The sequence below is a fragment of the Flammeovirga aprica JL-4 genome, from assembly GCF_012844305.1.
In the GTDB taxonomy this organism is placed as follows: Bacteria; Bacteroidota; Bacteroidia; order Cytophagales; family Flammeovirgaceae; genus Flammeovirga; species Flammeovirga aprica.
In genome coordinates, this window is sequence record NZ_JABANE010000022.1 from 38,476 (window position 1) to 63,137 (window position 24,662).

Genomic DNA, 24,662 nt, shown 5'->3' on the forward strand with positions numbered 1-24,662 from the left:
CAGGTATGTCTTAAACTAAGGAGTAGCACTTGAAAACGCTGCTCTGTTAAATACAACAATTCAATTCATCGAAATGAGAAAAACAATTCAACCTTTATTAGGAATAGGGATGCTGATGTGTCTCTTCTTTTCCTGCACATCTGAAAAACAAGAAGAAGTACAATTGACGTCAAAAAATCCATTATTACAAGAGTGGCAAGGCCCTTATGGCGGTGTGCCTGCATTTGATAAAATGCAGCTGAAAGATTTGCAAGAGGCTATCGAAGAAGGAATGGCCATGAAGCTGAAAGAAATTGATATCATAGCCAATAATTCTGAAGCACCAACATTTGACAATACCATCATCCCTTTAGAAAAAGCAGGTGCTCCTTTAAATAGAGCGTTCACGTATTATGGTATTTGGAGAAGTAATGTTTCTTCACCTGAATTAAGAGAAATTGCTAAAAACTTAGCACCTAAAATCTCTGATTATTCTTCTAAAATCAAGCAGAACGAAAAGCTTTTCAAACGTATCAAAGCGGTTTATGAAGCTTCACAAAAAGAGCCATTAGAAGATGAAGCACAAAGAATCGTGGACTTGATCTACACCGGATTTGTAATGGACGGTGCAGATTTAGATGCTGAAACGAAAAAGCAATATGCTGCCATCGACAAAAAATTATCTTCATTATATAATGCATTTTCTAATAATGTATTGGCTGATGAGGAAAACTATGTAGTGTACTTGAAGAAAAATCAATTAGGAGGTCTTCCTGAGTCATTTGTGAAATCAGCGGCTAAAACAGCAGAAGAAAAAGGGCACACTGGTGAGTACGCTATCACAAATACAAGATCATCAATGGAGCCTTTCTTAATGTATTCTGATGAGAGAGCATTGAGAAAGCAGGTGTGGACGAACTACATCAAAAGAGGGGACAACAGAGATGAGCATGATAACAACAAAATCATTGCTGAAATTCTTCAGTTAAGAGATGAAAGAGTCGCACTTTTAGGTTATGATAACTATGCTACATGGAGATTGCAGAACAGAATGGCAAAAACGCCTGAAAATGCAATGGATTTGATGGAGAAAGTATGGGCGGCTTCTACTGCAAGAGTAAAAGAAGAAGTGGCAGATATGCAGAAAGTAGCCGACAAGCGTGGTGATAAAATTACAATTGAGCCTTGGGATTACCGCTACTATGCTGAAAAAGTACGTAAAGCAAAATACGACTTAGATTCTGATGAAGTGAAACAATACCTTCAGTTAGAAAAACTAAGGGAGGCAATGTTCTTTGTGGCTGGAGAGTTATTCAATTTTCAGTTCAAGGCCATTGAGAAAGGTAAAGTACCAGTATTTCACGAAGACGTAAGAGTTTGGGAAGTATTGGACAAAACATCAGGTGATCTTATCGGATTATGGTATTTAGACCCTTACGCACGTAAAGGCAAGCGTTCTGGAGCATGGGCTACAACGTACAGAAGCTTCACTTCTTATGAAGGAAAGAAAGTAGTTCTTGCATCAAACAACTCTAACTTTATCAAGCCTGCACCAGGTGAGGTTTCATTGGTATCATGGAGCGATGCAGAGACGTTCTTCCATGAGTTTGGTCACGCACTTCACTTCTTATCAGCCAACGTAAAATATCCTACGTCTAACAGCGGTGTAAGAGATTATACTGAATTCCAATCACAATTGTTAGAACGCTGGTTATCGACTGATAAAGTTATCAACGGTTTCTTGACACATCAGAAGACAGGTGAGCCAATGCCGAAATCATTAGTGAAGAAAATTGAGGCAGCCGCTTCATTCAACCAAGGTTTCAGTACTACAGAGTATTTGGCTTCAGCATTGATGGATATGAAATACCATACAGTTGATCCAACAGGAATCGACCCAGTAAAATTTGAGAAAGAAACATTGACGGCTTTAGGCATGCCTAAGGAAATTGTAATGCGCCACCGTTCTACTCAATTTGGTCACGTATTCTCAGGAGAAGGCTATGCGGCGGCATATTATGGTTACTTATGGGCAGATGTATTGACTTCAGATGCAGCAGAAGTATTCGCTAATGCTCCAAAAGGATTCTATGATAAAGAAGTAGCAGATAAATTAGTGAAATATCTATTTGCACCAAGAAATGCTATCGACCCAGCAAAAGCCTATAAATTATTCAGAGGTAGAGATGCACGCATCGAAGCCCTAATGAGAGACAGAGGTTTCCCAACAAAATAACGTAGGGGTAGACCTATGTGTCTACCCATCGAACCACAAAAAAAGCCTTCAATATTTTTGGATATTGAAGGCTTCTTTATGTCTAAAACAATGAATCAAAAGTGAAATTCTTCATTGTTAATTCTTTATTCAAAAACTACATTGCCACCTCAGACAAGAACTTCACTCTCACCAAGCGAATCTCATCCTCGCCGATGTCTTCATCGAGTTCATCATAAGCATCATCAAGTTCATCCGTTTCAGAACTCATGAAGTAGTCATAGATTTCATCCAATCGTTCTTCATCCATGATGGTGTCGATGTAATAGTCGAGGTTCAGTTTAGTACCCGAATCCACAATATTTTCGATTTCATCCAACACATCATCAAAAGAGATTTTTAATGACTCAGCAATGTCTTCAATATCTTGCTTACGGTCGATTTGTTGGATGATTGCGATCTTCGCTTTCGACTTGTTGACAGTACTTTTTACCACTACATCTTTTGCGGTAGTGATTTCATTCTGTTCCACATAGTCTTGAATGATATCCAAGAAAGGCTTACCAAATTTCTTTGCCTTACCCGCACCAACACCATTGATTTGCATCAATTCCTCATTGGTTACAGGATAAGTGGTTGCCATTTCTTCTAAAGAAGGCTCTTGGAAGATTGCATAAGGAGGTATACCTTTTTGATGAGCGATTTTCTTTCTTTTCGCTTTTAGAATATCAAAAAGCTCCTTGTCAAAAGCATTTGCAACAACAGCTTCTTCATTTAATGCTTCCAACTCAGAAGGCCATTGATAATCTTGCGTGTAATCTATATCAAAAGGACGTTTTACAAACTCCTTTCCTTTCTCTGTGGTACGAATGATTGTGATTTGATCCACATCTTTCGCCAAAAATCCATTAATCATTGACTGACGAATGATTGACTCCCAATGCTTGTTGTCAAATTCACTTCCTTTGCTGAAAGATTTTAAATCAAAATGATTGTAGCTTTCCACATAATCTGTACGAGTACCTGTGAGTACATTGCAGATATGCTCAATACCAAAACGCTCTTCGGTTTCATTTACAGCTTGTAATGCCAATAAAATTTGCTCTTTGGCATTGAAAGAAGAATGCTTGGCTTTACAGTTATCACAGTGCCCGCAATTTTCTTCTACATGTTCACCAAAGTAATGAAGCAACTGCTTTGTTCTACAAACAGAAGAATAAGCATAATAGCTCATTTCCTGAAGGAGAATATGCACATTTTCCCTCTCAGTGATCGATTTGTCTTTATGGAACTTTTCTAGTTTAGAAATATCTTCAGGACTGAAAAGCATCATACAGTAAGACTCCAAGCCGTCTCTACCAGCTCTACCTGTTTCTTGGTAATAACCTTCCAAAGACTTAGGTGCATCGTAGTGCACCACAAAACGTACATCAGGTTTGTCAATACCCATACCGAAGGCAATCGTTGCTACGATCACATCACAATCCTCATTCAAGAAGGCATCTTGATTGCCCATTCTCTGCGAAGATTCCATTCCGGCGTGATAAGGCAAAGCATTGATGCCGTTGATTCTCAAAAACTCGGCTACTTCCTCTACTTTTTTACGGCTGAGGCAGTAGATAATACCAGATTTATTCTGGTGTTTTCTAATAAATTTGATCAGCTGTACCTTAGGATCTTTCTTAGGATGCACCTCATAAAAAAGGTTATCTCTATGGAAAGAAGATAAGAAGATATTGGCATCTTCCATTCTAAGGTTCTTCTGTATATCCGCTCTTACTTTTGGCGTAGCCGTGGCAGTAAGCGCTATGATCGGCAAATCGCCAATTTCTTCTATAATTTGTTTTATTCTTCTGTACTCCGGTCTAAAATCATGACCCCATTCAGAAATACAATGGGCTTCATCAATGGCGATGAATGAAATATTAGACTTTTTAAGAAGTTCAATATTATCCGGTTTAGTTAGTGATTCAGGAGCCACATAAAGCAGTTTTGTCTTCCCTTCTAATGTTTCTTTCTTTACCCTGTTAGATTCACTTTTGCTCAAGGTGGAATTAAGAAAACTAGCATTAATTCCTAAAGCTTGAAGTTGATCCACCTGATTTTTCATCAACGCGATTAAAGGAGAAATTACAATTGTAGTTCCTTCTCTCATTACTGCGGGTAATTGATAGCAAAGAGATTTTCCAGCACCAGTAGGCATAATTACAAAAGTATTTTTGCCATCTAAAATATGCTGTATAATCACTTCCTGATTCCCACGGAACTGATTATAACCGAATACCTCCTTTAATTTATCTTTTAACGGTGATTGTACATTCGTACTTGCCATATGCTATTTCAAAATAAATTATCTATATAAGATAGTATAAATAATTGGATGCTTTAAAAATTCTGTGTCTGTATAGATGAATACTAAAAGTATTGTAGCTTCAATCCTATTGTTTATATGAATATACAAAAACCCAATTAGTTTTCATAGTAGTTATCCTTAACCAATTATAATAGATGCTATTGTTTTATTAATATTCAACCCCTCAACATTGAAGGTGAGAATATTACGTTAATTCCTAATAAGATTACAAATAGAAAAAATCCAATAAAATATATATCTGTTCCAACTTTAGTAATGTAATATTACAAAAAAAGCCTACATTTTCTCAATGCAGGCTTTTTAAATGTTGGTTGAAATATCAATTTCAGGACCTTACGAAGGATTAATGACTCAATCTTTCTAGTCTTGCTAAATTGATAATCGTAATATTTTTATCCTTGATTTCGATCAATTTTTCGTCTTTGAAATCAGATAAAGTACGGATTAAAGTTTCCTTTGCAGTACCAACGATTTTCGCCAAGTCATCTCTTGTGATCGACATTCTTTCGTTTGGACCTTGTTGGTAACGCTTGTCTAACTGAAGTAACACCTCTGCTACACGCTGTCTTACCGAACCGTATGCTAATTTCAATAATTTCTCTTCTTGCTCAATTACCTCTTTTGTTAGAAGCTTGATAAAGGCATGAGAAACGTCTCTGTTATTGTGAATCAATGAGAAGAAGTCTTCTTTAGGAATCATAGTGATCTCACACTCTTCAAGCACCATTGCACTTTCAGGGTAAGTAACATCTTTCAATAAAGCCACATAACCTAAAAACTCACCCGGACCGTGAATACCAGTGATGTATTCCTTTCCGTCTTCGTTTGTTTTGTATGTTTTTACCTTACCGCTTACGATCTGTAAAAGTGCATTTGGATGATCACCTTCGTAGAATAACACGCTTTTCTTTTTATAAGTACGTGATTTTCTATTTTCAGAAAGTTTATCCAAGTTATTCATTCCTCTAGCATCGCTGATAAATGAATCAAAACCTTCTGGAGATTGCTCATAATGCTTACGAACAGTGTCAGACTTCTTCAGACGGCTTTCAATAGCGTCCAAAAGCTCAACATCATCAAATGGCTTAGCAATGTAATCATCAGCACCGTGGCTCATTCCTTTTCTGAAATCAGACTTTTCGGCTTTCGCTGTAAGGAAAATGAAAGGAATACTAGCTGTATTAGGGTCTTTAGATAAAGCGAACAATACACCGTAGCCATCTAACTCAGGCATCATAATGTCGCAAATAATTAAATCAGGGTTGGAAGTTCTTGCTTTTTCAACGCCCACCTTACCATTGTCAGCTGTAATTACTTCGTAATTTGATAATTCCAGAATTTCTGATGTGTTTTCACGCATCTCTAAATTATCCTCTATCAACAGTATTTTTTTCATTTGGAATAAACTTTTTCGGTATTTTAATTGAGAATGTTGTACCCACGTCTTCTTTACTCTCGAAGGATATAGATCCGCTCAGCATTTCTAAGTATTTTGTGACAATATTTAGTCCCAAGCCTGTGCCTTGAATATTAATCGCATTTTCAGCTCTAAAGAATCGATCAAATAAATGTACTTGATCTTTTTGTGGAATTCCCATTCCTTCATCTTTAATGCTTACACTCAGTTCATTTTCATCAATGCTGGAACTGATCCAGATTCGGCTTCCTATACCAGAGTATTTGATGGCGTTTGATAGTAAATTTATAATAATATTTTTCAGTATCTGAGGGTCAGTCTTAAACTGTGATTCCCCTTCATGACTGATGATAATTTTCTGTCCCTGCTTCGTAACAGAAGACATCTCATCGCACAAATTATCTATGTAAGAATCCACATCAACAGTCGATCGATGTACAAACGCCTTACCTTCCTCCAATTTACTAATAGAAAGGAAATCATTCAAGATTTGTGTAAGATTATTAACGCTTGACTTGATACGTTTGATGTGTTTCTCTTTTTTCTCTTCCTGTTCAGGTGAATTATAGCGGGAAATCAATGAAACAGAAGACATAATTGTACTCAGAGGAGTTCTGAACTCATGTGAAGCCATAGAAACAAATCTACTCTTCAACTCATTCAACTGACGCTCTTTGGTCAATGCTTTTCGTATCTCTTCTTCTGCTTTAGCCTGCTGTGTGACATTGAGCATCACCACAAGCACCTGTTTGGTTTGTTGCCTGCTATTCTTGATCGGAACGATGATCGTAGAATAGTTGAGGTTTTTATATTTAAACTCGAAAATAGCCTCTTCACCTGTCTCGATCACTTCTTGTGCTAGTTTAAAGCACTTCTGATATTCCTCGGCTCTTGAAGGGTCATTTTCTGAAAGAAATTTAAAGTATTTAGCACCTACAATTTTATCTGCATCAAGATCTAAGTCTTTAAATCCAGTACCATCAGCAAAGAGGTAGTGCAGGTTTTCATCCAATACGGCAATAAGACCATAAGGGAAGTTATGGGCAATGATTTTATAAATAGCTTGACTTTTCAGAAGCTCATCTTCTGCTTTTTTTCTTTCGAAAATCTGTAATTCCAAATCTTCATTGGAACGCTGTAAAGTCTTAATGGCATTATCAAGCTGTCGTGTTCTGTCCTGTACCCTTTGTTCAAGTTTCTCGTTGAGTTCCTGAATGTGATTCAGGTGTTTACTGTGCAGGATACTATGACGGATAGCTCTTTCCAGTTGCTGAGGGGTAATCTGACCTTTTACAAGATAATCAGAAGCACCCGCTACCATGGCTTGCTCATCGACTTTCACATCACCTTGTCCCGTCAGTAAGATAAACGGCTTAAAAGGATGGTCCTCTAAACACTCGATGATGAGATCTAAACCACTTTTAGCACCCAGCAAATAATCGACAATATAGACATCATGATTTCCTTCATGAACAATCTTAATGGCGTCATCATAACTAGACACCCAGTCAAGTTCATAACTTCTGAAAGGAATATCATCTAATACATCTTCAGTAATGATATAATCATCCTCATCGTCATCAATGAGGAGTACCTTCACGATTTGATTATGTTGATCCGTATGTTGCGAAAAAGGCATAAATTCTGAAAACTATAAATTCGGTAATCTTACCACTTGAAACCAATATTTATTGATTGATTCCACAACTTCAACCATGGATTCAAAAGTTACCGGCTTAGTAATAAACGAGCTGACCCCTAAGTTATAAGTTTTTACGACATCTTCTTCATCATTTGAAGTTGTTAATATAACTATAGGTATTTTTCTTAAAAGATCATTGTCTTTGATCTCTTTCAGGCACTCTACTCCGTCTTTTTTTGGCATATTAAGATCTAGTAGAATTAAATCGGGCAATGGAAATTTGTCTTGATCTGAAAACGCACCATTATGAGAAAGATAGTCCATTAATTGTTCTCCATCTTCTACAAAGCGGAGCTGAACGGATAAGTTGCTTTCCTCAAAAGCTTCTTCGGTCAGCATTCTATCTTCCGGGTCGTCGTCAGCGTAAAGAATAGTGGTTGTCATAAAGTGAATATTAAATAAAAAAATTAGTCTGAAATGATGTATTTATTCTTCTTCTAAATCAGTTCTTAAAGTAAAGGTGAAACTGGTTCCTTCTCCGACTTTACTGCTTGCTGTAATGTCACCGCCATGACGTTGTGTGATCTTCTTACAAATAGCTAATCCAATACCTGAACCATCGTATTTTCGTCCTTCTAGTCTCTGGAAGATCTGGAAGATACGTTCATTATATTTTTCATCAAAACCAATACCATTATCCGTTACAGAAATTTCAATTTCATTGGATTTGGAATCATTAACTTCACAGCTGATTCTTATTATTGGTGCAGTATCATCTTTTCTAAATTTGATTGCATTTGAAATTAAATTTTGGAAAAGCTGTCTTAACTGCGTAATATCTCCTTTTATAGTTGGCAATTCAACTGCACGGATTATCGCTTCCGCTTCATTAATGGCAATTTCAAGGTCAGAAATTACATCTTTTAATACTTCGTTGAGATCAATTTCTTCAAAAGGTTTGGCCTTGGAAGAGATTCTTGAGAAGCGTAAAAGGTCGGTAATCAATTGCTGCATTCTTTCCGCCGAATTCAGCATTCTATTGATGTAGTCTTGTCCTTTAGGTGAAAGGTTTTCTTTCTCTTTTTTACTTAAACGGTCACCAAAAGCACGAATCTTTCTTAGCGGTTCCTGCAAATCATGTGAGCTGACGTAAGCAAAATCTTCTAGTTCTCTGTTTTTGAGAATCAATTCCTGCATGTACTGTTTTACCTTTTGCTCATTTTCAAGTCGTTCTGTAACGTCTTCAGCAAAAATAATGGTACCGCTGATTTGATTGTCACTGTTATACCAAGGGTGTGCTTCCCATTCAATCCAGATACTGCTGAGGTCCATACGTTCAATATAGTCCATCTGAACACCTGACTTTTCACCCTGCAGTACTCTTTCAAACACATTATACCATGAGTCTTTAAAACTAGGCAGTGTTTCTTGGATTGTTTTTCCTTCTAGATTGGTATTTACTCCTAAAGTTTTCTTCCACCTGTTACTAGCAATCAGATAAGTGTAATCTTTGTCCAGCATAGCAATAGCGGCAGGAGCATAGTCAGCGTAATATTCCAGTAATTGCTGTTGCTTTACGACCTGAAGTTCACCATTTTTTCTTTTGGTGATATCGTGCACAAAAGCGGCCACATGAAATTCCTCTTCAATCATCATATGACTGATGCTGACTTCCACGTAGAAAACTTCTTTACTTTTTTTCTGGGCAATAAATTCTTTTCCGAGTCCCATAGGTCTCACCTCAGGATTTTCAAAATAAGAATTTCTAAGCCCTTTATGCATATTTTTGATAGCATCAGGAAGCAGTGCTTCCAGTTCCTGACCTATAAGTTCTTCTTCTTTGTAGTCAAATATTTTGCATCCCATGGGATTGATGGCTACGATTACCCCTTTCTTATTACAAATAATAATACCCTCTGAAGCAGCGAAAAATAAAGGGGAGAGGAAGTTGTTCTGTTCTAATATTTTTGATGACATGGTTTATAAGTTGAGGGAGTGGATATATTTAATTACATCTTCTAATTGAGAAGGGTGTACCCAATGGGTGGAAGTATCTCTTTTAAACCAGCTCAATTGTTTTTTAGCGTACCTTCTGCTGTTTCGCTTAAGGAGTTCAACGGTGGTGTTCCAGTCCTGCTTTCCATCCCAGAAGTCAAAAATCTCTTTGTAGCCTACAGTCTGCAGCGCGTTTTTATCCTTGTGAGGAAAAAGACTTTCCACTTCTTTAAGAAGGCCATTGTTGAGCATAATATCCATACGCATATTGATACGGTCATAAAGCTCCTGCCGGTCTCTGTTCAAGCCAATTTTTATGATTTTAAAAGGACGGTTCGCTTTGTACTGACTGCGCTGTCCAGAATACTTTTTGCCTGTAATCTCAATCACCTCAAGTGCTCTGATTACACGCTGATAATTGGCTCTATCTACTTGGTTATAATACTCAGGATCTTTTTGTTGCAGTTCTTCTAGCAAAGGTGCTATTCCATCTTGCTTATAACGATTATTCAGTACTTCTCTGACGTTAGGATCGCTGGTTGGCATAGGGTCAATGCCATTACAGATCGCATCGACATACATTCCTGAACCGCCAGAAAGGATGACATATTTATGATTTTGGAAAAGTTGTTCTAGTAGTTGTAAAGTATCTTTTTCATAGTGCCCGAAACTGTATTCCTGTTCGATGGACAAGTGCCCGACAAAGTGATGCGGAATTTCCTGCATTTCCTCTTCCGTGGGGCGTGCCGTACCGATCTGCATTTCTTTAAAAAACTGACGGGAATCGGCATAAACAATTTCCGTGGATAATTTACGTGCTAATTCTACACAAAAGTCGGTTTTACCCACAGCGGTAGGACCAACAACAACTACTAATATTTTTTCTTTTTCCAATATCCTGAATAATTTGTTACAAAGATACAAAGGTTAACACCAAGACCATAGCCGGCAGGTTAAATTTTTAAGATAGCAATTCTAAACAGAGTAGGGAAAGAAGAAAACAAAACTTACCTTTGCGATCCTAGTATAAATTAAAGATCATGTTTGTAGAACCTAGATTTCAAGACCGTACCGAAGACAAACCCATCGGATGGATAGAAGTGGTCTGTGGATCAATGTTTTCGGGTAAAACAGAAGAGTTAATCCGAAGAGTAAACAGAGCCACTATCGCCAAACAAGTAGTTCATATTTTCAAGCCAGCTGTAGATACAAGGTATCATGAGGAAAATGTGGTTTCTCATAATGCCAACTCAATTATTTCAACTCCAGTCAAATCTGCTGAGGAAATCACACAATATGTTGGCAAAAATGAAGTTATAGCTATTGACGAGGCACAGTTTTTTGACAACAAATTAGTAGATGTTTGTGTTGAATTGGCCAATGCCGGGCACCGTATCATAGTTTGTGGTTTGGATATGGATTTTCAAGGAAAACCTTTCGAACCTATGCCGCAATTGATGGCAATTGCAGAATATGTGACAAAATTGCACGCTATTTGTGTAAAATGTGGTGAACCTGCGCTATATTCATACCGACTATCCGCTTCAGATGAACAAGTGCTTTTAGGAGAAACGGATTCTTATGAGGCGAGATGTCGAAAATGTTATCAAAAAGGCATGTCCTCTCGAAGTGCAAACTCTTGATTTGTAGAGATATTGAAGTTATTTTATGCTTTGCTCTCTACACTGACTTGGCAGAAAAATAAACTTCTCGATGCAGAAAAGAATAGATACAGATAATTTAGGACGTCAATTTTCGCGTTACTTTAGTTTCAAAACTATACAAGGAAGAAATGTTTTATTAACTACTTCCTACTTATTTATCTTAATAACATTTACCATCCTGGTTGTTTATCAAAACAACTTGGTCAGTGATGTAGGTGATAGGGTAATCCAAACGAGAAACCCTATCACTGTCATGACTGCTAGAATCAACGCGGGCTTGGACCGTGTTTCTGCTGCTCAACGAGGTTATTTTATTACGAAAGATGATTCCTATAAAGATGAAAGAAACTCTTTATGGGATACAGATATTCTTCCTGCATTAGAAACATTGGAAGAACTAGGAAAGCAACTTACATCACAGGACCGTAGATCAATCGATGCCCTTGGTATCCTTTTGAAAGAATACAAACACGGTCAGGATGATTTAGAGCTTTACTTTGAACAACACATCACAGACTTTGCGGCCATTCAGGAAGATGTAGATACTTATGATTCACTTACGCTGCGTCTGAAATTGGAAAGCTTTAAAAAGAAATCAGAGGTTGACGAATACATTGTAGATTATCTATTGACCACAATTTCACCTCTAAAAGCCGAAATCAGAGATTATTTAGGTCCTTTATCACAACAGCAACGTAAAGCCATGCTGGATGATGTGAAAAGAATCAACGAAGATATTGCATCAGCCAACTCCTCTATTGCCTTCGTAACATTTTTCTTCTCCATTTTAGCCATCGGTTCTTCATTACTTGTAATCCGAACCTTGAATACCTCACTTCAGCGACCAGTGAATCAATTGGACCGTTTGTCAGTAGGTGATTTAGGACAGGATATTGATGAAACCACCGATGAGATGAATGATATTATCTTATCGAGTAATAAGCTGAGGGATAACTTGGGCAGGGCCAGTAGGTTTGCCTTGAGTATTGGTGAAGGTCATTTTGAAGCGAAATTCAAACCTGCCAGTGATTATGACATTCTAGGTAATGCGTTGGTGCAGATGAGAAATAAGCTGAAAGATGTTGCTTACCAAGATGAAAAAAGAAACTGGATTACAAAGGGTATGGCCCACTTTGGCGAAATCTTGAGAACAAATCAAGATCTAAAAGAATTATCCAATGCCATTATTAGTGAATTGGTTGCTTACCTCAATGCCAACCAAGGTGAATTATACTTCTTAGACGAAACAGAAGATCAGCAGAAGTTCTTAAATCTTGAAGCGACTTATGCTTTTGAGAGAAAAAGAATTATTGATAAGAAAATACATATTGACGGCCGTTTTGGTGAAGGGCTGTTAGGACAAGCCTACCTTTTAGGTGAAACGATTTATTTGAATGACGTACCTGATGGTTATACAGAAATTACATCAGGTTTAGGTGATTCTACACCTCGTTCTGTTTTGATTGTTCCTTTAAAAATCAATGATGAAGTAGAAGGGGTATTGGAGATTGCTAGTTTCAAAGAAATCGAGCCGTTTGAAGTTGAGTTTGTGGAAAGAGTAGCAGAGAGTATTGCTTCTACTTTAAGAACTGCCAAAAACAACCAACGTACCAAAGAGCTCTTATTATCTTCTCAACAGCAGAGAGATCACTTGAGAAGCCAAGAGGAAGAGATGCGTCAGAACTACGAAGAACTTCAGGCGACGCAGGAGGAGATGGAAAGAAGGCAGAACGAATTGGAAGCTTTGCGTACTAGCCTTGAAAATCAAGTAAAAGATAGAACAGAGCAGTTAGCCAAAACATTAGAGCGTTTTGATTTAGCTTTCCAAGGAACTTCAGAAGGTATTTGGGATGCAGTTCTCGTGAATGGCACTCTGGATGAAACTACTAACTTCTGGTGGTCGCACCGATTTGAGGAGTTGCTGGAATATGATGAAGGTGAATTGCAAAATGATTTCGAGTCGTTTATCAGTAACATTCACCCTGAAGATAGAGATAAAGCTATCAAACTATTTAATGGACTGATTGCAGATCACTTAGGCATAGCTCCAAACTCTTTAGAGGTTAGACTTCGATTGAAATCAGGAGCCTTTAAATGGTTCTATGTGACAGGAGCAGTAAAACACAACGACAACGGAATAGCCCAACGTTTTGCAGGTGCTATTAATGATATATCAAGTACGATAGAATTAAAAATATCACAAGAGCAGTTAAGTATAAGAGAGGCCAACTTAAAAGCATTCTTAGATGTAACAAGTGATTTTGTAGTGGCCATAGATCAAAAAATGATCATTACGCTAGCCAACAATGCGATCAAGGAAGTATTTAAAGGAAGAGGGATGATCATTGTAGAAGGCGAAACTGTGATGCTTGATTTAGTGCGTTCGGAAAACAAGGCTCGTTATAAAGAGAACTGTAAGAAAGCACTGGAAGGACATGCATTTACAGATGAAATGACATTCCAGTTCGGGTCTTCTAAAAGAATTATGGATACTCGTTATTATCCAATTCATGGAGAAGATGGGGAGACCATTGGTGCTACGGTGATGTTCCATGATATTACAGGCAGAAAGAAGAGAGAGGAAGAGCTAGAAGAATCAAGAAGACAGTTGAAAGCTATTTTTGATACTTATGAAGCCGAGGTGTATATGAAAGACCTTGAAGGAAGGTACATCATGGTAGATCAGACGCTGACAAAACGCTTGAACTTGGGTTATGACATCATAGGAAAAACAGACGTTGAAATCTTTGGAGAAGAAGAAGGAAGCTTGATTTGGGAATTGGACCAAGGTATTTCTGAACAGGAAACAGAAGTTTCTTATGTAGAACAAAGAGAAGATGGTACTAAATACAAGTACGTTAAATTCCCAATGGTCAATTCATCGGGTAAAATTTATGCGATGTGTAGTATAGCTTCCCAATTGGAATTTGAAGATTTTGCTGAAGAAAGTATTGATAAAGTACCAGTTTCTATTGCTTATAGGTCTGTAAGTGATATCAGTGATATCAAAAAGACTACTGGAGTATGGCAAAGCTATTTTGGAGGTTCTTCTGACTTGAAGCCATTTGTAAAAGTGGGTGATGAGGAAAAATATGATAAGGCGATGCAAAATATCCAAGAAGCTGTCAAAAATGGGAAGTCGTATTATGAAACTTACACATTGACACTCAGAGAAGGAAAGAAGATTCTTGTATTGGAGAAAGGCAACTCAGTGTATACAGATTTAGAAGGAGAGGAAGTTGTTATTTCAGCTTTAATCAATATTACTCCATTAAGACCTAATCATCAGAAAACAGTTTAGGTGATATTTTGACCAAGTACTTATTATTCAACGCTTGAATTGATTACATTTGCACGTTGATTAATTTATCATTCATAAAAACATTGAGATGAAAGCAATCATTAAAACTGAAAAAGGAGATATGACAGTAGAGTTCTACCAAAATGATGCTCCAAACACGGTAGCGAATTTCGTAGACTTAGCGTTGCATAACTACTATGATGGATTAACTTTCCACAGAGTAATTCCTAATTTTGTCATTCAAGGTGGTTGCCCTGACGGTACAGGTGCAGGTGGACCAGGCTACAGAATTGCTTGTGAATTAGATGGTGATAACCAATACCACGACCGTGGTGTTTTATCAATGGCGCATGCAGGTAGAAACACTGGCGGTTCTCAGTTCTTTATTTGCCATAGCCGTACTCAAACTTCTCACTTAGACCGTAATCACACTTGTTTCGGTAAAGTAGTTGAAGGTGTTGAAGTAGTAGACGATATCCGTGCGAACGACAAGATCCTTTCTATTGAGATCATCAAAGAAGAAGGTGACGCTGAATTGCCGGAAGTAAAGAAACTATAATCCTTTTTTGAGAGGATTTTTAATATGGGGACTGATTCAATATAAGATTGAGTCAGTCTCTTTTTTTTGATAACTATTTTTTTGAAGCGTGAAATACAAAGCTATAATTTTTGACTGCGATGGGGTGTTGGTAGATTCAGAGTCGATCACTATGAATGTCTTCATCGAACTTTTTAGTGCTTATGGAGTGGAAATGAGCTATGATTATGCGATTAAAACGTTGACAGGAAAGGCGTTTGATCAAATTGTGGAATATGTGCAGGAAGAGTATCAAATCACACTCAACGAAGATTTTGAAAAGCAGTTCCGCCAGAAAACATTTGAAGCCTTCAAGAACGATATTCAGCCTATTGATGGGATAAAGGAAGTAGTAGCAGACTTGAAAGTACCTTTTGCGGTAGCTTCTAATGGTCCTATGCGTAAAATGGAGTTGAATTTAAAAACTACTGGATTATATCCTTATTTTGAAGGAAACATGTTTAGTGCTTATGACCTGCAAGCATGGAAGCCTGATCCAAAGGTTTTTGTAACCGCAGCACAGCACTTAGGCATGCAACCGTCAGACTGTGTAGTGATTGAAGACAGCATGTCTGGTGTAGTGGCCGCTCAAAATGGAGGTTTTGATGTGATGGTTTATGTGGGACATCAAGAAGAAGAAAAGTACACTTCTAAAGGCATTAAAGTCTTTAAAGACATGAAAGAATTATTGACATTAATAAATTAGAGAAGATTACTCTGATACCTTTTAGCTACCTCTTTTGGTGTGATGCCATATTTCTTTTTGAAATAAAAAGAGAATTTTGAGCTCGATTTAAATCCGCACATTCTTGAAATATTCTGAATATTATTGGCCTCTGATGCCAAAAGGATTTTAGCTTTCTCCAGCCTATAATTAAGGTGAAATTTAATCACTGAAGTTCCAAAAACTTGCTGGAAATCTCTTCTGAGTTTTGAAATAGAATAACCATACATTTCTGCAAGTTCTTGAAGAGTTGGGACATAATCTAATGATGATAGGATGTAATCTTTTACTTTCATCAATTGCTCAAAATCTTCTGAATGCAGATTTTTAGAAGTGATTTTATGCTTTCTGCTAAGTATTCTATCATAAAAAATACTCAGCATCTCACTTGCTTTAGCCACTAATAAAGGGTTGATGACAAGGTTAGGTTTTGTTTCATCTATAGCAAAAGTATCTTTTAAGAGTACATGAGTTTCCAAAGGGATATTATCGTAGATCAGCCACTCCTGTCCTTCATCATTAGAAAAGAAATCTCCCAAAAACTCTTTAAATAGATGTTCTTCATTGTCGACTATATCTTTTTTGATGCGTACACCTACCCATTGATAATGAAACCCTTTTTTGATAAATATTTCAGTACTTACGGTAGTGTCATAAGCAATCATTCCACCAGAAGGAGAAAGTTCGGGTTGTTCTGATATTTTACTTTTTACAAGATCGCCAGTGTAAGAAAAACGAAAACATAGGTAACGTTGCGATTCTTTGTCTCCTTTGAAAACAATCTTTGTGTCTTCATCAAAGGTATACGAGTTGGTCGAAACTTCAAGTCCTGGATGAAGTTGAAAATACCTGATTTTACATTTTAAGTATTTACTATTTACAGTAAAAAGTTGCTTGTGGTAATTGCCACCAACTAATTCTTGTAGTTGGTCGATCAATCCCCTCATAGAACCTTCTTTAAAGTTTAAGACTTTCATATTTCCAATTTATAAAGAAACCTCTAGTTATTAAAACTAGAGGCTCTTTGTTGAGAGAATGTTTATAACCTCATTTCTAAAATATAGGTTCCAGTTATGTACTAATAATTGGTTTCAGTTTTTAGTTAAGTAGTCATTTATTCTACAATTAGCGAAGCTTTAGTTTGGAACCTTTAATTTCTAGAAATCAAGGCTCCAAACATGTTCTAAGCTATTTTTGAGATTTTAATCTATCCTCATTCCACTTATTGTACTGATCCATTACCTTATCGATAGTGAAACTGTCAATAGATTGGATTTGTGGATATTTATATAATGATTGGATAAACTGTCCTGCAGTATAACCACCTTTGTATAAGAAGAATGGTCTTTTTGACATCCAATGCCAGTACGAGTTCGAATCTGTATCTGCACGTTCGTATGGATCTCTTCTGATATTGAATACTTTTGGAGCTCTTAACTCTACAAATGGCTCTAACCATAACGCTAAAGTTTTCGCTCTTTGCTCCATGTAAACTACTTTCCAATCACCCATTCTGATTGCCGTGATATCACCATCATCAGAAGTATAAATGAAAGTTTCTCTTGGAGATTCAGCTACTTCACCTTTGAAGTAAGGAAGCATGTTGTAGCCATCAATTGTAGTTTGAACGTCTCTTCCCATGTAAGAAATACCTGATTCAATTTCTTCTTTGATGTTTTCAACTCCTGCTGCTGATAATAATGTTGGCAACCAGTCTTGGTGAGAAACAATACCGTTTAATACTTTTCCCTCAGGAATAGTGCCTTTCCACATTACGTGACAAGGGATTCTGTAGGCACCTTCCCAGTTGGTGTTTTTCTCTGATCTGTATGGAGTTACAGCACCATCAGGCCATTCGTTGTAGTGAGGACCGTTGTCAGTAGAGTACATGATGATCGTGTTTTCCATCATATCCAATTCCTCTAATTTTGCTAATACCTTACCGATGTTTCTATCGTGATCTACCATTGCGTCAGCATAGAAAGTATCACCTTCCATTCCAGAAATACCTTTGATATCTTCCGCAGGGTAAGTAGGGTAGTGCATACCTACAGTGTTGTACCATAAGAAGAATGGCTTATCGTCATCTGCTTTCTCGTCTAACCACTCTAAAGTTCTGTCAGTGATTTCACGGTCAACAGTTTCCATTCTTTTCTTTGTCAATGGACCTGTATCAGAAACTCTACCATCAGCAAAAGAGTGGATTACACCTCTTGGTGCAAACTTTTCTTTGAACCACTCCTCTTTAGGATAGTCCTCGTGCTCTGGCTCCTCTTCAGCGTTCAAGTGGTATAAGTTACCAAAGAACTCATCAAAACCGTGGTTTGTAGGCAACTGCTCATCTTTATCACCAAAGTGGTTTTTACCAAATTGTGCCGTAGAATATCCTTCTCTCTTCAATAACCAAGCAATAGAAGGGTGCTCGTTTTTGAATCCGGCAGGTGCGCCAGGCAAACCTACTTTAGATAAACCCGAACGGATAGGGCTTTGACCTGTCATAAATGCAGATCTACCTGCTGTACACGACTGCTCGCCATAGTAGTCTGTAAATGCAATACCTTCTTCAGCGATTCTGTCGATGTTAGGAGTCATATACCCCATTTGTCCTCTGTTCCAGAATGACAAGTTGAATTGTCCGATATCATCACCCCAAAGAATCACGATATTGGGTTTCTTTGGCGATTTTTTTGTTGGATTATCACCTGCCCATACCGGAAGGACAGTGATAAATGAAAGGATAGATAATAATACTTTTCTCATTTCCGTATTTAAAAATGAATAATTAAATCACGTTTGTACAAATAATACACTTAGATAAAACGGGTATAGTAATCCTGTGGAATGTACTTATCTGTTCATGAAATGAGCTGATTTGTTCTAATTTGATAAAAGTGGATTATTTACTGAATTATGTGAATTTCCTTAGAGATACTATAAACAATTCACGCATTTTGAGATAGAAAACATTTCATTTGGTAAATTTTATCAATAAAATGAAACTTTGTTTGATATTAAACGTTTAGTTTGATTGTAACTTAATTACCCAATTATTGAGATATGATAAATAAAATGAAATTTTTCCTAGTAGCATTATTTTCCTTACTTGTATCAAATATGGTAAGTGCACAGGAATTACAGAGCTGGAATGAACCAATGCGTAGTGAGTTGATCAAAATGGTCAAAAAAGCACCTAAAAAAGGTAGAGTGGCTACATTTGATATGGACGGTACGATGATTTCAGAATCGCCTACCTATGAGATTGCTCTTTTTACTAAAAAATATTCTAAAGCTGACATCAAATCTAAAGATGATTTAGTGAAAGCATTAGTCGCATTGACAAAAGATGAAAATTATAAAAAATACGTGGATGAATACTTTGCGGATAATAAAGCCAAGGTGTATCAGCCCATGCTTGAATTAGTAGAGTACTTGAAAGCAAATGATTTTAAAGTCATTTTATGTACTGCCTCAGAAGAGTATTTTGCTCAAGTAGCAGCAAAAACAAGTCTTCCTATGTTTGATGATGTGATTGGTACAAACATGTCAGTGAGAGTCAATGAATATGAAGGGAAAGTCCAGAATCTAAAAGAAGCAGGCTATCAGCCGATGTTTGCTTTTGGTAACTCTGCTGGTGATTATGAGATGATGGAGTATGCCACTAAAAAGTCTTACTTGGTCATTCACGATCATAAAGCTTCTGGAGAATATGCTAAACCTGAACAATATGTATCAGAGTGTAAAGACAAAGGTTTCGGAACGATAAACATCAGTGATTGGACCACTATTTTCCAATAGGATAAGTACTGTGACAAAAGTAAAGGTACATTTTATCTTATCTTTTTTATCCTACTCTTCGTTAGATTTTTATCGCGTAACTAAGGCTATGCTCTGCAAATCTGCCTTGATTAGAATAAAAAATATTAAACTAAAATCATCCCTTTTCTTCTGTCACAGTACTTATTGCTGAAACATTTAAAAAGGCCATAAGTGAAGCGATCACTTATGGCCTTTTATGTACTGAATAATATATTATTTACATCTTCACGCCTCTTTTTGTGAAGCCCTAATCCCAATAATCATAGCGATAACAGGAAGTAATACACCAACAATGATAAAAGAATCAACTGTATTGTAAGTCAGTTGGCGTAAACTAAAAGGAATTGCAATTAATCCAATTCTTTTCAATACTGCGATAAGAAACAATCCTAAACTCATTAGACCTAACGGAAAATTGACTACGAGTGAAGATTTTACGACGCTCACACAAATTTCTGAAGTATGACCAATGTTTTCTAAAGTGTGGTTTCTGTTTGAGAAATGAGAAATACTAGTAATGATCAACATCACTACCAATGATGTAAATAATATAATGTTCATAGTGTTATTTTTTTACCGAAGTTGCGTGTACTCTGTTCAATCCTTTTGTTTCTCCAAAGAGTTGTTCAGAATACTTGTTGTAAACGTCAGCCGCTTCTTGTGCTGTTTTGTAAACTCCTAAATCATGACGTTTTCCTTCAGAATATAAAACAGCGCGGAAAGAATTCTTACTCACCTGAACCACACCTCTGTAGCCTGTTTTATTTCTGTGATTTTGGTGTCTTCTTAGATCTGCCATTGTCACCCACTCCAAGTTTTCCTCTCTGCAGTCTAAAGAATTGCCATTCTTATTTCTTACAAAAAGTCTCTTATCTGACTCTGGTTTTTCAACAAATGTTTCCGCCACAAGTTTATGAAGATAGATGGTCACGTTTTGGTATTTACCATCTTTTGTCGGATAGTTTTTCTGAAAAAAGATATAACCGCTTACATGTTTTCTCAGATTTTCAAGAAGATTTATCTCCTTATAATATTCATTTTTCTCAATGAATTCGAACGTTTGAACTGAAATTAACGCACTTTCGTCCGTGTTTTTCAACTTGATTTTACATAACATGGTATAAAGAATTAAGTAATTAGGATTGTTAATATAGTAAATCGAACGAATGATTAGTTTTTTGGTTGTATCTTTTAATCTTGTGTTCACTATTATTAAGTGATAAGGCCTTTAACAAAGCTAATTATGGTAATAATTACTCATTAAATAAAATAAATTCCGATAAGAATGTTTATTTTTAAATATTTAAAACCTAAAAAAAATTATGGGAATAATAACCACTGTAAATATATTACTATCAGGAATATTTATAGCATTGTCAGTTTTATATATATTAAATTCTTTACTCAGTCATTATAACAAAGTACAGTTAGCGTATAGTGGAATATGTATACTATCTAGTCTATTTATATTGTCTACTACCTACCAACATCTTGAAAGTGAATTAGAACTACATCGTAAAATTTCAACCTTTACAGTGTTGGTGTATTTAATGTTAATGGAGTGTATATTTTCGGCTGTTTTTCTCCTAAATGAGAACAGAAGTAAGATTCCCTTTTACATTATTTCCTCTATTACATTCTTAATCAGTATACTTCTTCTATCAGAAAATACAAGTTTTATGTTTGATAATCAGTTTGAGCTCATTGAGCTTGATATACTTTTTCATCAAAAATATTATTTTTTAAAAGGTAGTACTTCCCTGGTTTATGATATTTCAGTTCTTGTTTTTTACGGGAGTAGCCTGATTTATTTCATATGGATGATGGCTATATCTTCTTTTGATAGGACAAGTTTTAAATTCCAAATCCAAATCACTGTACTGTTACTTTTCTTGTCAAGTAATATTTATGATGTATTAATGGATTTAGGTATTATTGATGCCTCCATTTATGTCTCAGAATATGCTGCTATTCTTTCGATTTTATTATTCAACTTTGATTTAATAACAGACTTATATAAAGGTACTAAACACCGGGAGGTGTTATTTTTGGTATCCAGTAATTTTAATAAACTGATTCAAGAAATCAACTTATATGTGATAGGATATAATGAGAAAAAAGAAGTGAATTTTGTCAATAGTTTTTCTTCAAAAATACTAGGAAATGATTTGTTAGGAAAAACATTTACTTCATTGTTTGAAGAATATGAAGATGATAAAGCTGATCATCTGACTTTATATAAAACAGTAGGTAAACCATTTAAATATATCAAAACCTCTATTATAACCCTAAATACAGAAAGCAATAAGCAAACTTATATAATAGGTTATGACATTACAGAAAAAAGAAGAGAACAGAAAAAATTAAGGAAGACTTTACAAGAACTACATTTACTGGCAGAAGAACTGGAACAGGAAAATACATTTTTGAAAGTGGAATCTCAGAATACAAAACCCAATGAGCTTTTTGTAGGCAGTTTTATTTCCAGTATAGAACAGGAAGTCAAGAGAATTGCTAACCATAAAAGTACCGTCCTGATAGCAGGTGAAGTGGGGACTGGAAAAAAATATGTAGCGGATTTAATAATAGAAAAGAGTAATAGGGCAACTAAACCTCATATTGTCTATAATTGTCACCCTTCCATCAAATCAATTTTTCAGTCACGTTATTATGAAAGCAAACCTAATTCAGAGTATCAAAAGAGTATTATGGATGTAGTGAACAATGGCACGCTGATTTTATCAAATATTGAAAATATGTCTGATAACGATCAGGAACAATTGCTTTCCATGTTAAAAGAGCAAGGGGAAAAACGTTTGATATATGATGTAAGGTTTATTATCACTACTACAAAAGATCTTTTACAATTAGTGAGAGAAAGAAAGTTTAATACAGAACTTTATCAGTATCTCAGTATTTACACTATTCACTTGCCTCAGCTTAAAAATAGGAGAGAAGACATTCCTTATCTGACGGATTATTTTATGAAGCAGTTTTGTGATCAGCATAATGTTGATGAATTATCCATCTCAATGGCTAGTCTTAAAAAATTACAATCTTATGATTGGCCAGAAAATATTAAAGAACTTCGCTTAGTTGTACAAAAAGCTGTTTTAGCCTCTAAAGGAAAAACGCTCCGCCTGAAGGATTTTGAGGAATATAAGATGAAAAAAGAGAATGAAACGAAAGCTTTTTTAACATTAGAGGGAAATGAGAGGGCTTATATTCTTAAAATATTGAATTCGTGTAATTGGAAAATCAGTGGTAAGAATAGCGCATCTGAAGTATTGGGAGTTAATGAAGCTACGCTTAGATCAAAAATGAAAAAACTATCTATTCTAAAAGAAAGTAAAGTGAGTTCTTAAAATGCTTTGGAGCTTTTTTTTAGTGATATATCACGAAAAAAAGTCACTTTTATAGAATGTCATTTTAAATTAAGTTATTGTTTGTTAGTGTTTTGTGGTTTTTTTTATTGAAAAATAATTTATTTTTTGAGTTAGTTAATAAATGTTCATAATATTGCACATACCTAAATGAGATGAACAATCTCAGATCAATTTAATACAATAACCTATTCTTTATAATTAAATGTTGTTCACAAAATTAATCCGTAACTACACGAAACATAATTCTTCTTAGTACCGTAAAGTAATTTGCAGGTGCCAGAAATGGTAACTGTTTTTAGCTACTGATTTATTATTCGAACGATTGAATAGTTTTTAAGGTTCTACAACAAAAACCTACACTACATTATAATAAAATTATAACTAAGATAAATTTAAGATTACTATGAAAAAGGAAATCAAAAAGTATCCACCGATTCCTCAAGAAAGATTAGAAAAGTACCAAGACCTTTGGAAAAACTCTACAAGTAGAGATGGGGTGCATCCAGATGTAAAAGCTCATTTAGATAGAGTGAAAACTATGGGTGGCGGTCAAGGAATTGAATTCTTGAGTAATATCAATAAAGATTATTTGGGTGCTTTTATGGCTCCATTCTCCAGAGATCTAGAAGACGCTGACATTGCTGTGATTGGTATGCCTTTTGAAAAGTCGGCACCCATGAACTCTTCTCATAAGTACGGTCCTAAAGCATTAAGAGAGCTTTCTAAAAACTTTATGGGTACGACTGAACCTTGGATCAATGGTGAGTTTGACATTCCTTTCGATTTTGCCAATATCATTGATTACGGTACAATTGATACTTATGGTCAATTTGATTTGGCTGGTGAGATGGAACATGCCATCGAACATTACAGAAAAATTGTTTGTGATAACCATATCGTACCATTTATGTGGGGTGGTGATCATACTGTTACAGTAGCACCTTTATTGACGTTAGGTGAAACTTACGGACCTCTTTCTGTTATTCACTTTGATGCTCACTATGATTTGGTAACAGAGGCAGATTTCCCTTATCCTTATCACTCAGGAAACATGTTTACACAAAACTTTGCAAAAGGTAATGTAGATCCTGAAAGAATGATTCAGATTGGTATTCGTGGTAGAATGACTGGCCTTGTGGGTGGTCATGCGAAAAACTTCGGTACGAACGTTTACTTTGCTGACGAAGCAAGAGTGATGTCACCAAGAGAAATGGCTGATAAAATCATTGAAGTAGTAGGTGACGGACCAACGTACATTTCATTAGACTTAGATTGTCTTGATCCAGTTTATAACTCAGCTTCTTCAGCGGTAGAGCCATTTGGTTTAGATGCCAATTGGGTACATGATGTATTGAAATTAGTACGTATGTCAGGTAAAGTAAACTTGGTAGGTGCGGACGTAGTAGAGTATGCTCCACAAAATGACCCTGCCAAAACATTCGGTTACATTGCAGCAGGCTTAAGCTGGAAAATCCTTTGCTGGTTAGCGGCAGATGTGAAGCGTAGAAACGGAGGTGAAAACCACCCTACGAACTGGCCACAAGCGTTTGGTAACGTAACGCTATAATCTTT

At 36.1% G+C, this 24,662-nt stretch carries 18 protein-coding genes; 8 read left to right on the forward strand and 10 right to left on the reverse strand.

Translation table 11 applies throughout. The features are described from left to right. Positions 1-73 precede the first annotated feature (73 nt). The gene (locus HHU12_RS10130) at positions 74-2,215 is read left to right on the forward strand and encodes a M3 family metallopeptidase (protein ID WP_169656624.1); all 2,142 of its coding nucleotides are present in this window, start codon (positions 74-76) and stop codon (positions 2,213-2,215) included. 136 nt (positions 2,216-2,351) lie between these two features. Here the strand turns inward: HHU12_RS10130 and recQ are convergent, their stop codons facing one another. From recQ to miaA, 6 genes are all read right to left on the reverse strand, one after another. Beyond that, positions 2,352-4,526, reverse strand: a complete 2,175-nt coding sequence (gene recQ, locus HHU12_RS10135; protein ID WP_169656625.1) for a DNA helicase RecQ — start codon at positions 4,524-4,526, stop codon at positions 2,352-2,354. Positions 4,527-4,911: 385 nt separating this feature from the next. Then, on the reverse strand, positions 4,912-5,964 hold the full coding sequence (locus HHU12_RS10140) for a response regulator (protein WP_169656626.1): 1,053 nt from the start codon (positions 5,962-5,964) through the stop codon (positions 4,912-4,914). Then, a complete protein-coding gene (locus HHU12_RS10145; protein ID WP_205959847.1) occupies positions 5,936-7,624 on the reverse strand; it encodes a sensor histidine kinase in 1,689 nt (562 codons plus the stop codon). Before HHU12_RS10145 ends, HHU12_RS10140 begins: the two co-directional genes overlap by 29 nt. 12 nt (positions 7,625-7,636) lie before the next feature. Next, entirely contained in the window at positions 7,637-8,071 is a 435-nt protein-coding gene (locus HHU12_RS10150) for a response regulator (protein ID WP_169656628.1), read from the reverse strand. A gap of 42 nt (positions 8,072-8,113) precedes the next feature. Continuing rightward, positions 8,114-9,604 carry a PAS domain-containing sensor histidine kinase gene (locus tag HHU12_RS10155; protein ID WP_169656629.1) on the reverse strand — a complete coding sequence of 497 codons (1,491 nt, stop codon included), beginning with the start codon at positions 9,602-9,604 and terminating at the stop codon, positions 8,114-8,116. A gap of 3 nt (positions 9,605-9,607) precedes the next feature. Continuing rightward, positions 9,608-10,516 carry a tRNA (adenosine(37)-N6)-dimethylallyltransferase MiaA gene (gene miaA / locus HHU12_RS10160; protein WP_240970898.1) on the reverse strand — a complete coding sequence of 303 codons (909 nt, stop codon included), beginning with the start codon at positions 10,514-10,516 and terminating at the stop codon, positions 9,608-9,610. A 146-nt stretch (positions 10,517-10,662) separates the two neighbouring features. Between miaA and HHU12_RS10165 the strand changes: the two genes are divergently transcribed. From HHU12_RS10165 to HHU12_RS10180, 4 genes are all read left to right on the forward strand, one after another. Beyond that, positions 10,663-11,265 carry a thymidine kinase gene (locus HHU12_RS10165; protein ID WP_169656631.1) on the forward strand — a complete coding sequence of 201 codons (603 nt, stop codon included), beginning with the start codon at positions 10,663-10,665 and terminating at the stop codon, positions 11,263-11,265. 70 nt (positions 11,266-11,335) lie between these two features. Next, the gene (locus tag HHU12_RS10170; RefSeq protein WP_169656632.1) at positions 11,336-14,587 is read left to right on the forward strand and encodes a PAS domain-containing protein; all 3,252 of its coding nucleotides are present in this window, start codon (positions 11,336-11,338) and stop codon (positions 14,585-14,587) included. 88 nt (positions 14,588-14,675) lie between these two features. Then, a complete protein-coding gene (locus tag HHU12_RS10175) occupies positions 14,676-15,146 on the forward strand; it encodes a peptidylprolyl isomerase (protein ID WP_169656633.1) in 471 nt (156 codons plus the stop codon). 88 nt (positions 15,147-15,234) lie between these two features. Then, entirely contained in the window at positions 15,235-15,870 is a 636-nt protein-coding gene (locus HHU12_RS10180) for an HAD family hydrolase (RefSeq protein WP_169656634.1), read from the forward strand. Here HHU12_RS10180 and HHU12_RS10185 read toward each other — a convergent pair. Together HHU12_RS10185 and HHU12_RS10190 are read right to left on the reverse strand one after the other, a co-directional pair. Beyond that, positions 15,867-16,865, reverse strand: a complete 999-nt coding sequence (locus tag HHU12_RS10185) for a helix-turn-helix domain-containing protein (protein WP_169656635.1) — start codon at positions 16,863-16,865, stop codon at positions 15,867-15,869. The genes HHU12_RS10180 and HHU12_RS10185 overlap by 4 nt on opposite strands. Positions 16,866-17,076: 211 nt before the next feature. Beyond that, on the reverse strand, positions 17,077-18,648 hold the full coding sequence (locus tag HHU12_RS10190) for an arylsulfatase (protein WP_169656636.1): 1,572 nt from the start codon (positions 18,646-18,648) through the stop codon (positions 17,077-17,079). 309 nt (positions 18,649-18,957) lie between these two features. Here HHU12_RS10190 and HHU12_RS10195 point away from each other — a divergent pair, with 309 nt between their 5' ends. Continuing rightward, on the forward strand, positions 18,958-19,683 hold the full coding sequence (locus HHU12_RS10195) for an HAD family hydrolase (RefSeq protein WP_169656637.1): 726 nt from the start codon (positions 18,958-18,960) through the stop codon (positions 19,681-19,683). Between the two features lie 246 nt (positions 19,684-19,929). Here HHU12_RS10195 and HHU12_RS10200 read toward each other — a convergent pair whose 3' ends face one another. Both HHU12_RS10200 and HHU12_RS10205 read right to left on the reverse strand, forming a co-directional pair. Further along, on the reverse strand, positions 19,930-20,265 hold the full coding sequence (locus HHU12_RS10200; protein WP_169656638.1) for a hypothetical protein: 336 nt from the start codon (positions 20,263-20,265) through the stop codon (positions 19,930-19,932). Positions 20,266-20,269: 4 nt separating this feature from the next. Beyond that, positions 20,270-20,821 (reverse strand): Pathogenesis-related transcriptional factor and ERF protein, encoded by a 552-nt coding sequence (locus HHU12_RS10205; protein ID WP_169656639.1) that lies wholly within the window; start codon positions 20,819-20,821, stop codon positions 20,270-20,272. 703 nt (positions 20,822-21,524) lie between these two features. Here HHU12_RS10205 and HHU12_RS10210 point away from each other — a divergent pair. Together HHU12_RS10210 and HHU12_RS10215 are read left to right on the forward strand one after the other, a co-directional pair. Beyond that, the gene (locus HHU12_RS10210) at positions 21,525-23,069 is read left to right on the forward strand and encodes a sigma-54-dependent transcriptional regulator (protein WP_169656640.1); all 1,545 of its coding nucleotides are present in this window, start codon (positions 21,525-21,527) and stop codon (positions 23,067-23,069) included. 424 nt (positions 23,070-23,493) lie between these two features. Next, positions 23,494-24,657 carry an arginase family protein gene (locus tag HHU12_RS10215; protein ID WP_169656641.1) on the forward strand — a complete coding sequence of 388 codons (1,164 nt, stop codon included), beginning with the start codon at positions 23,494-23,496 and terminating at the stop codon, positions 24,655-24,657. The last annotated feature ends 5 nt before the right edge of the window (positions 24,658-24,662 follow it).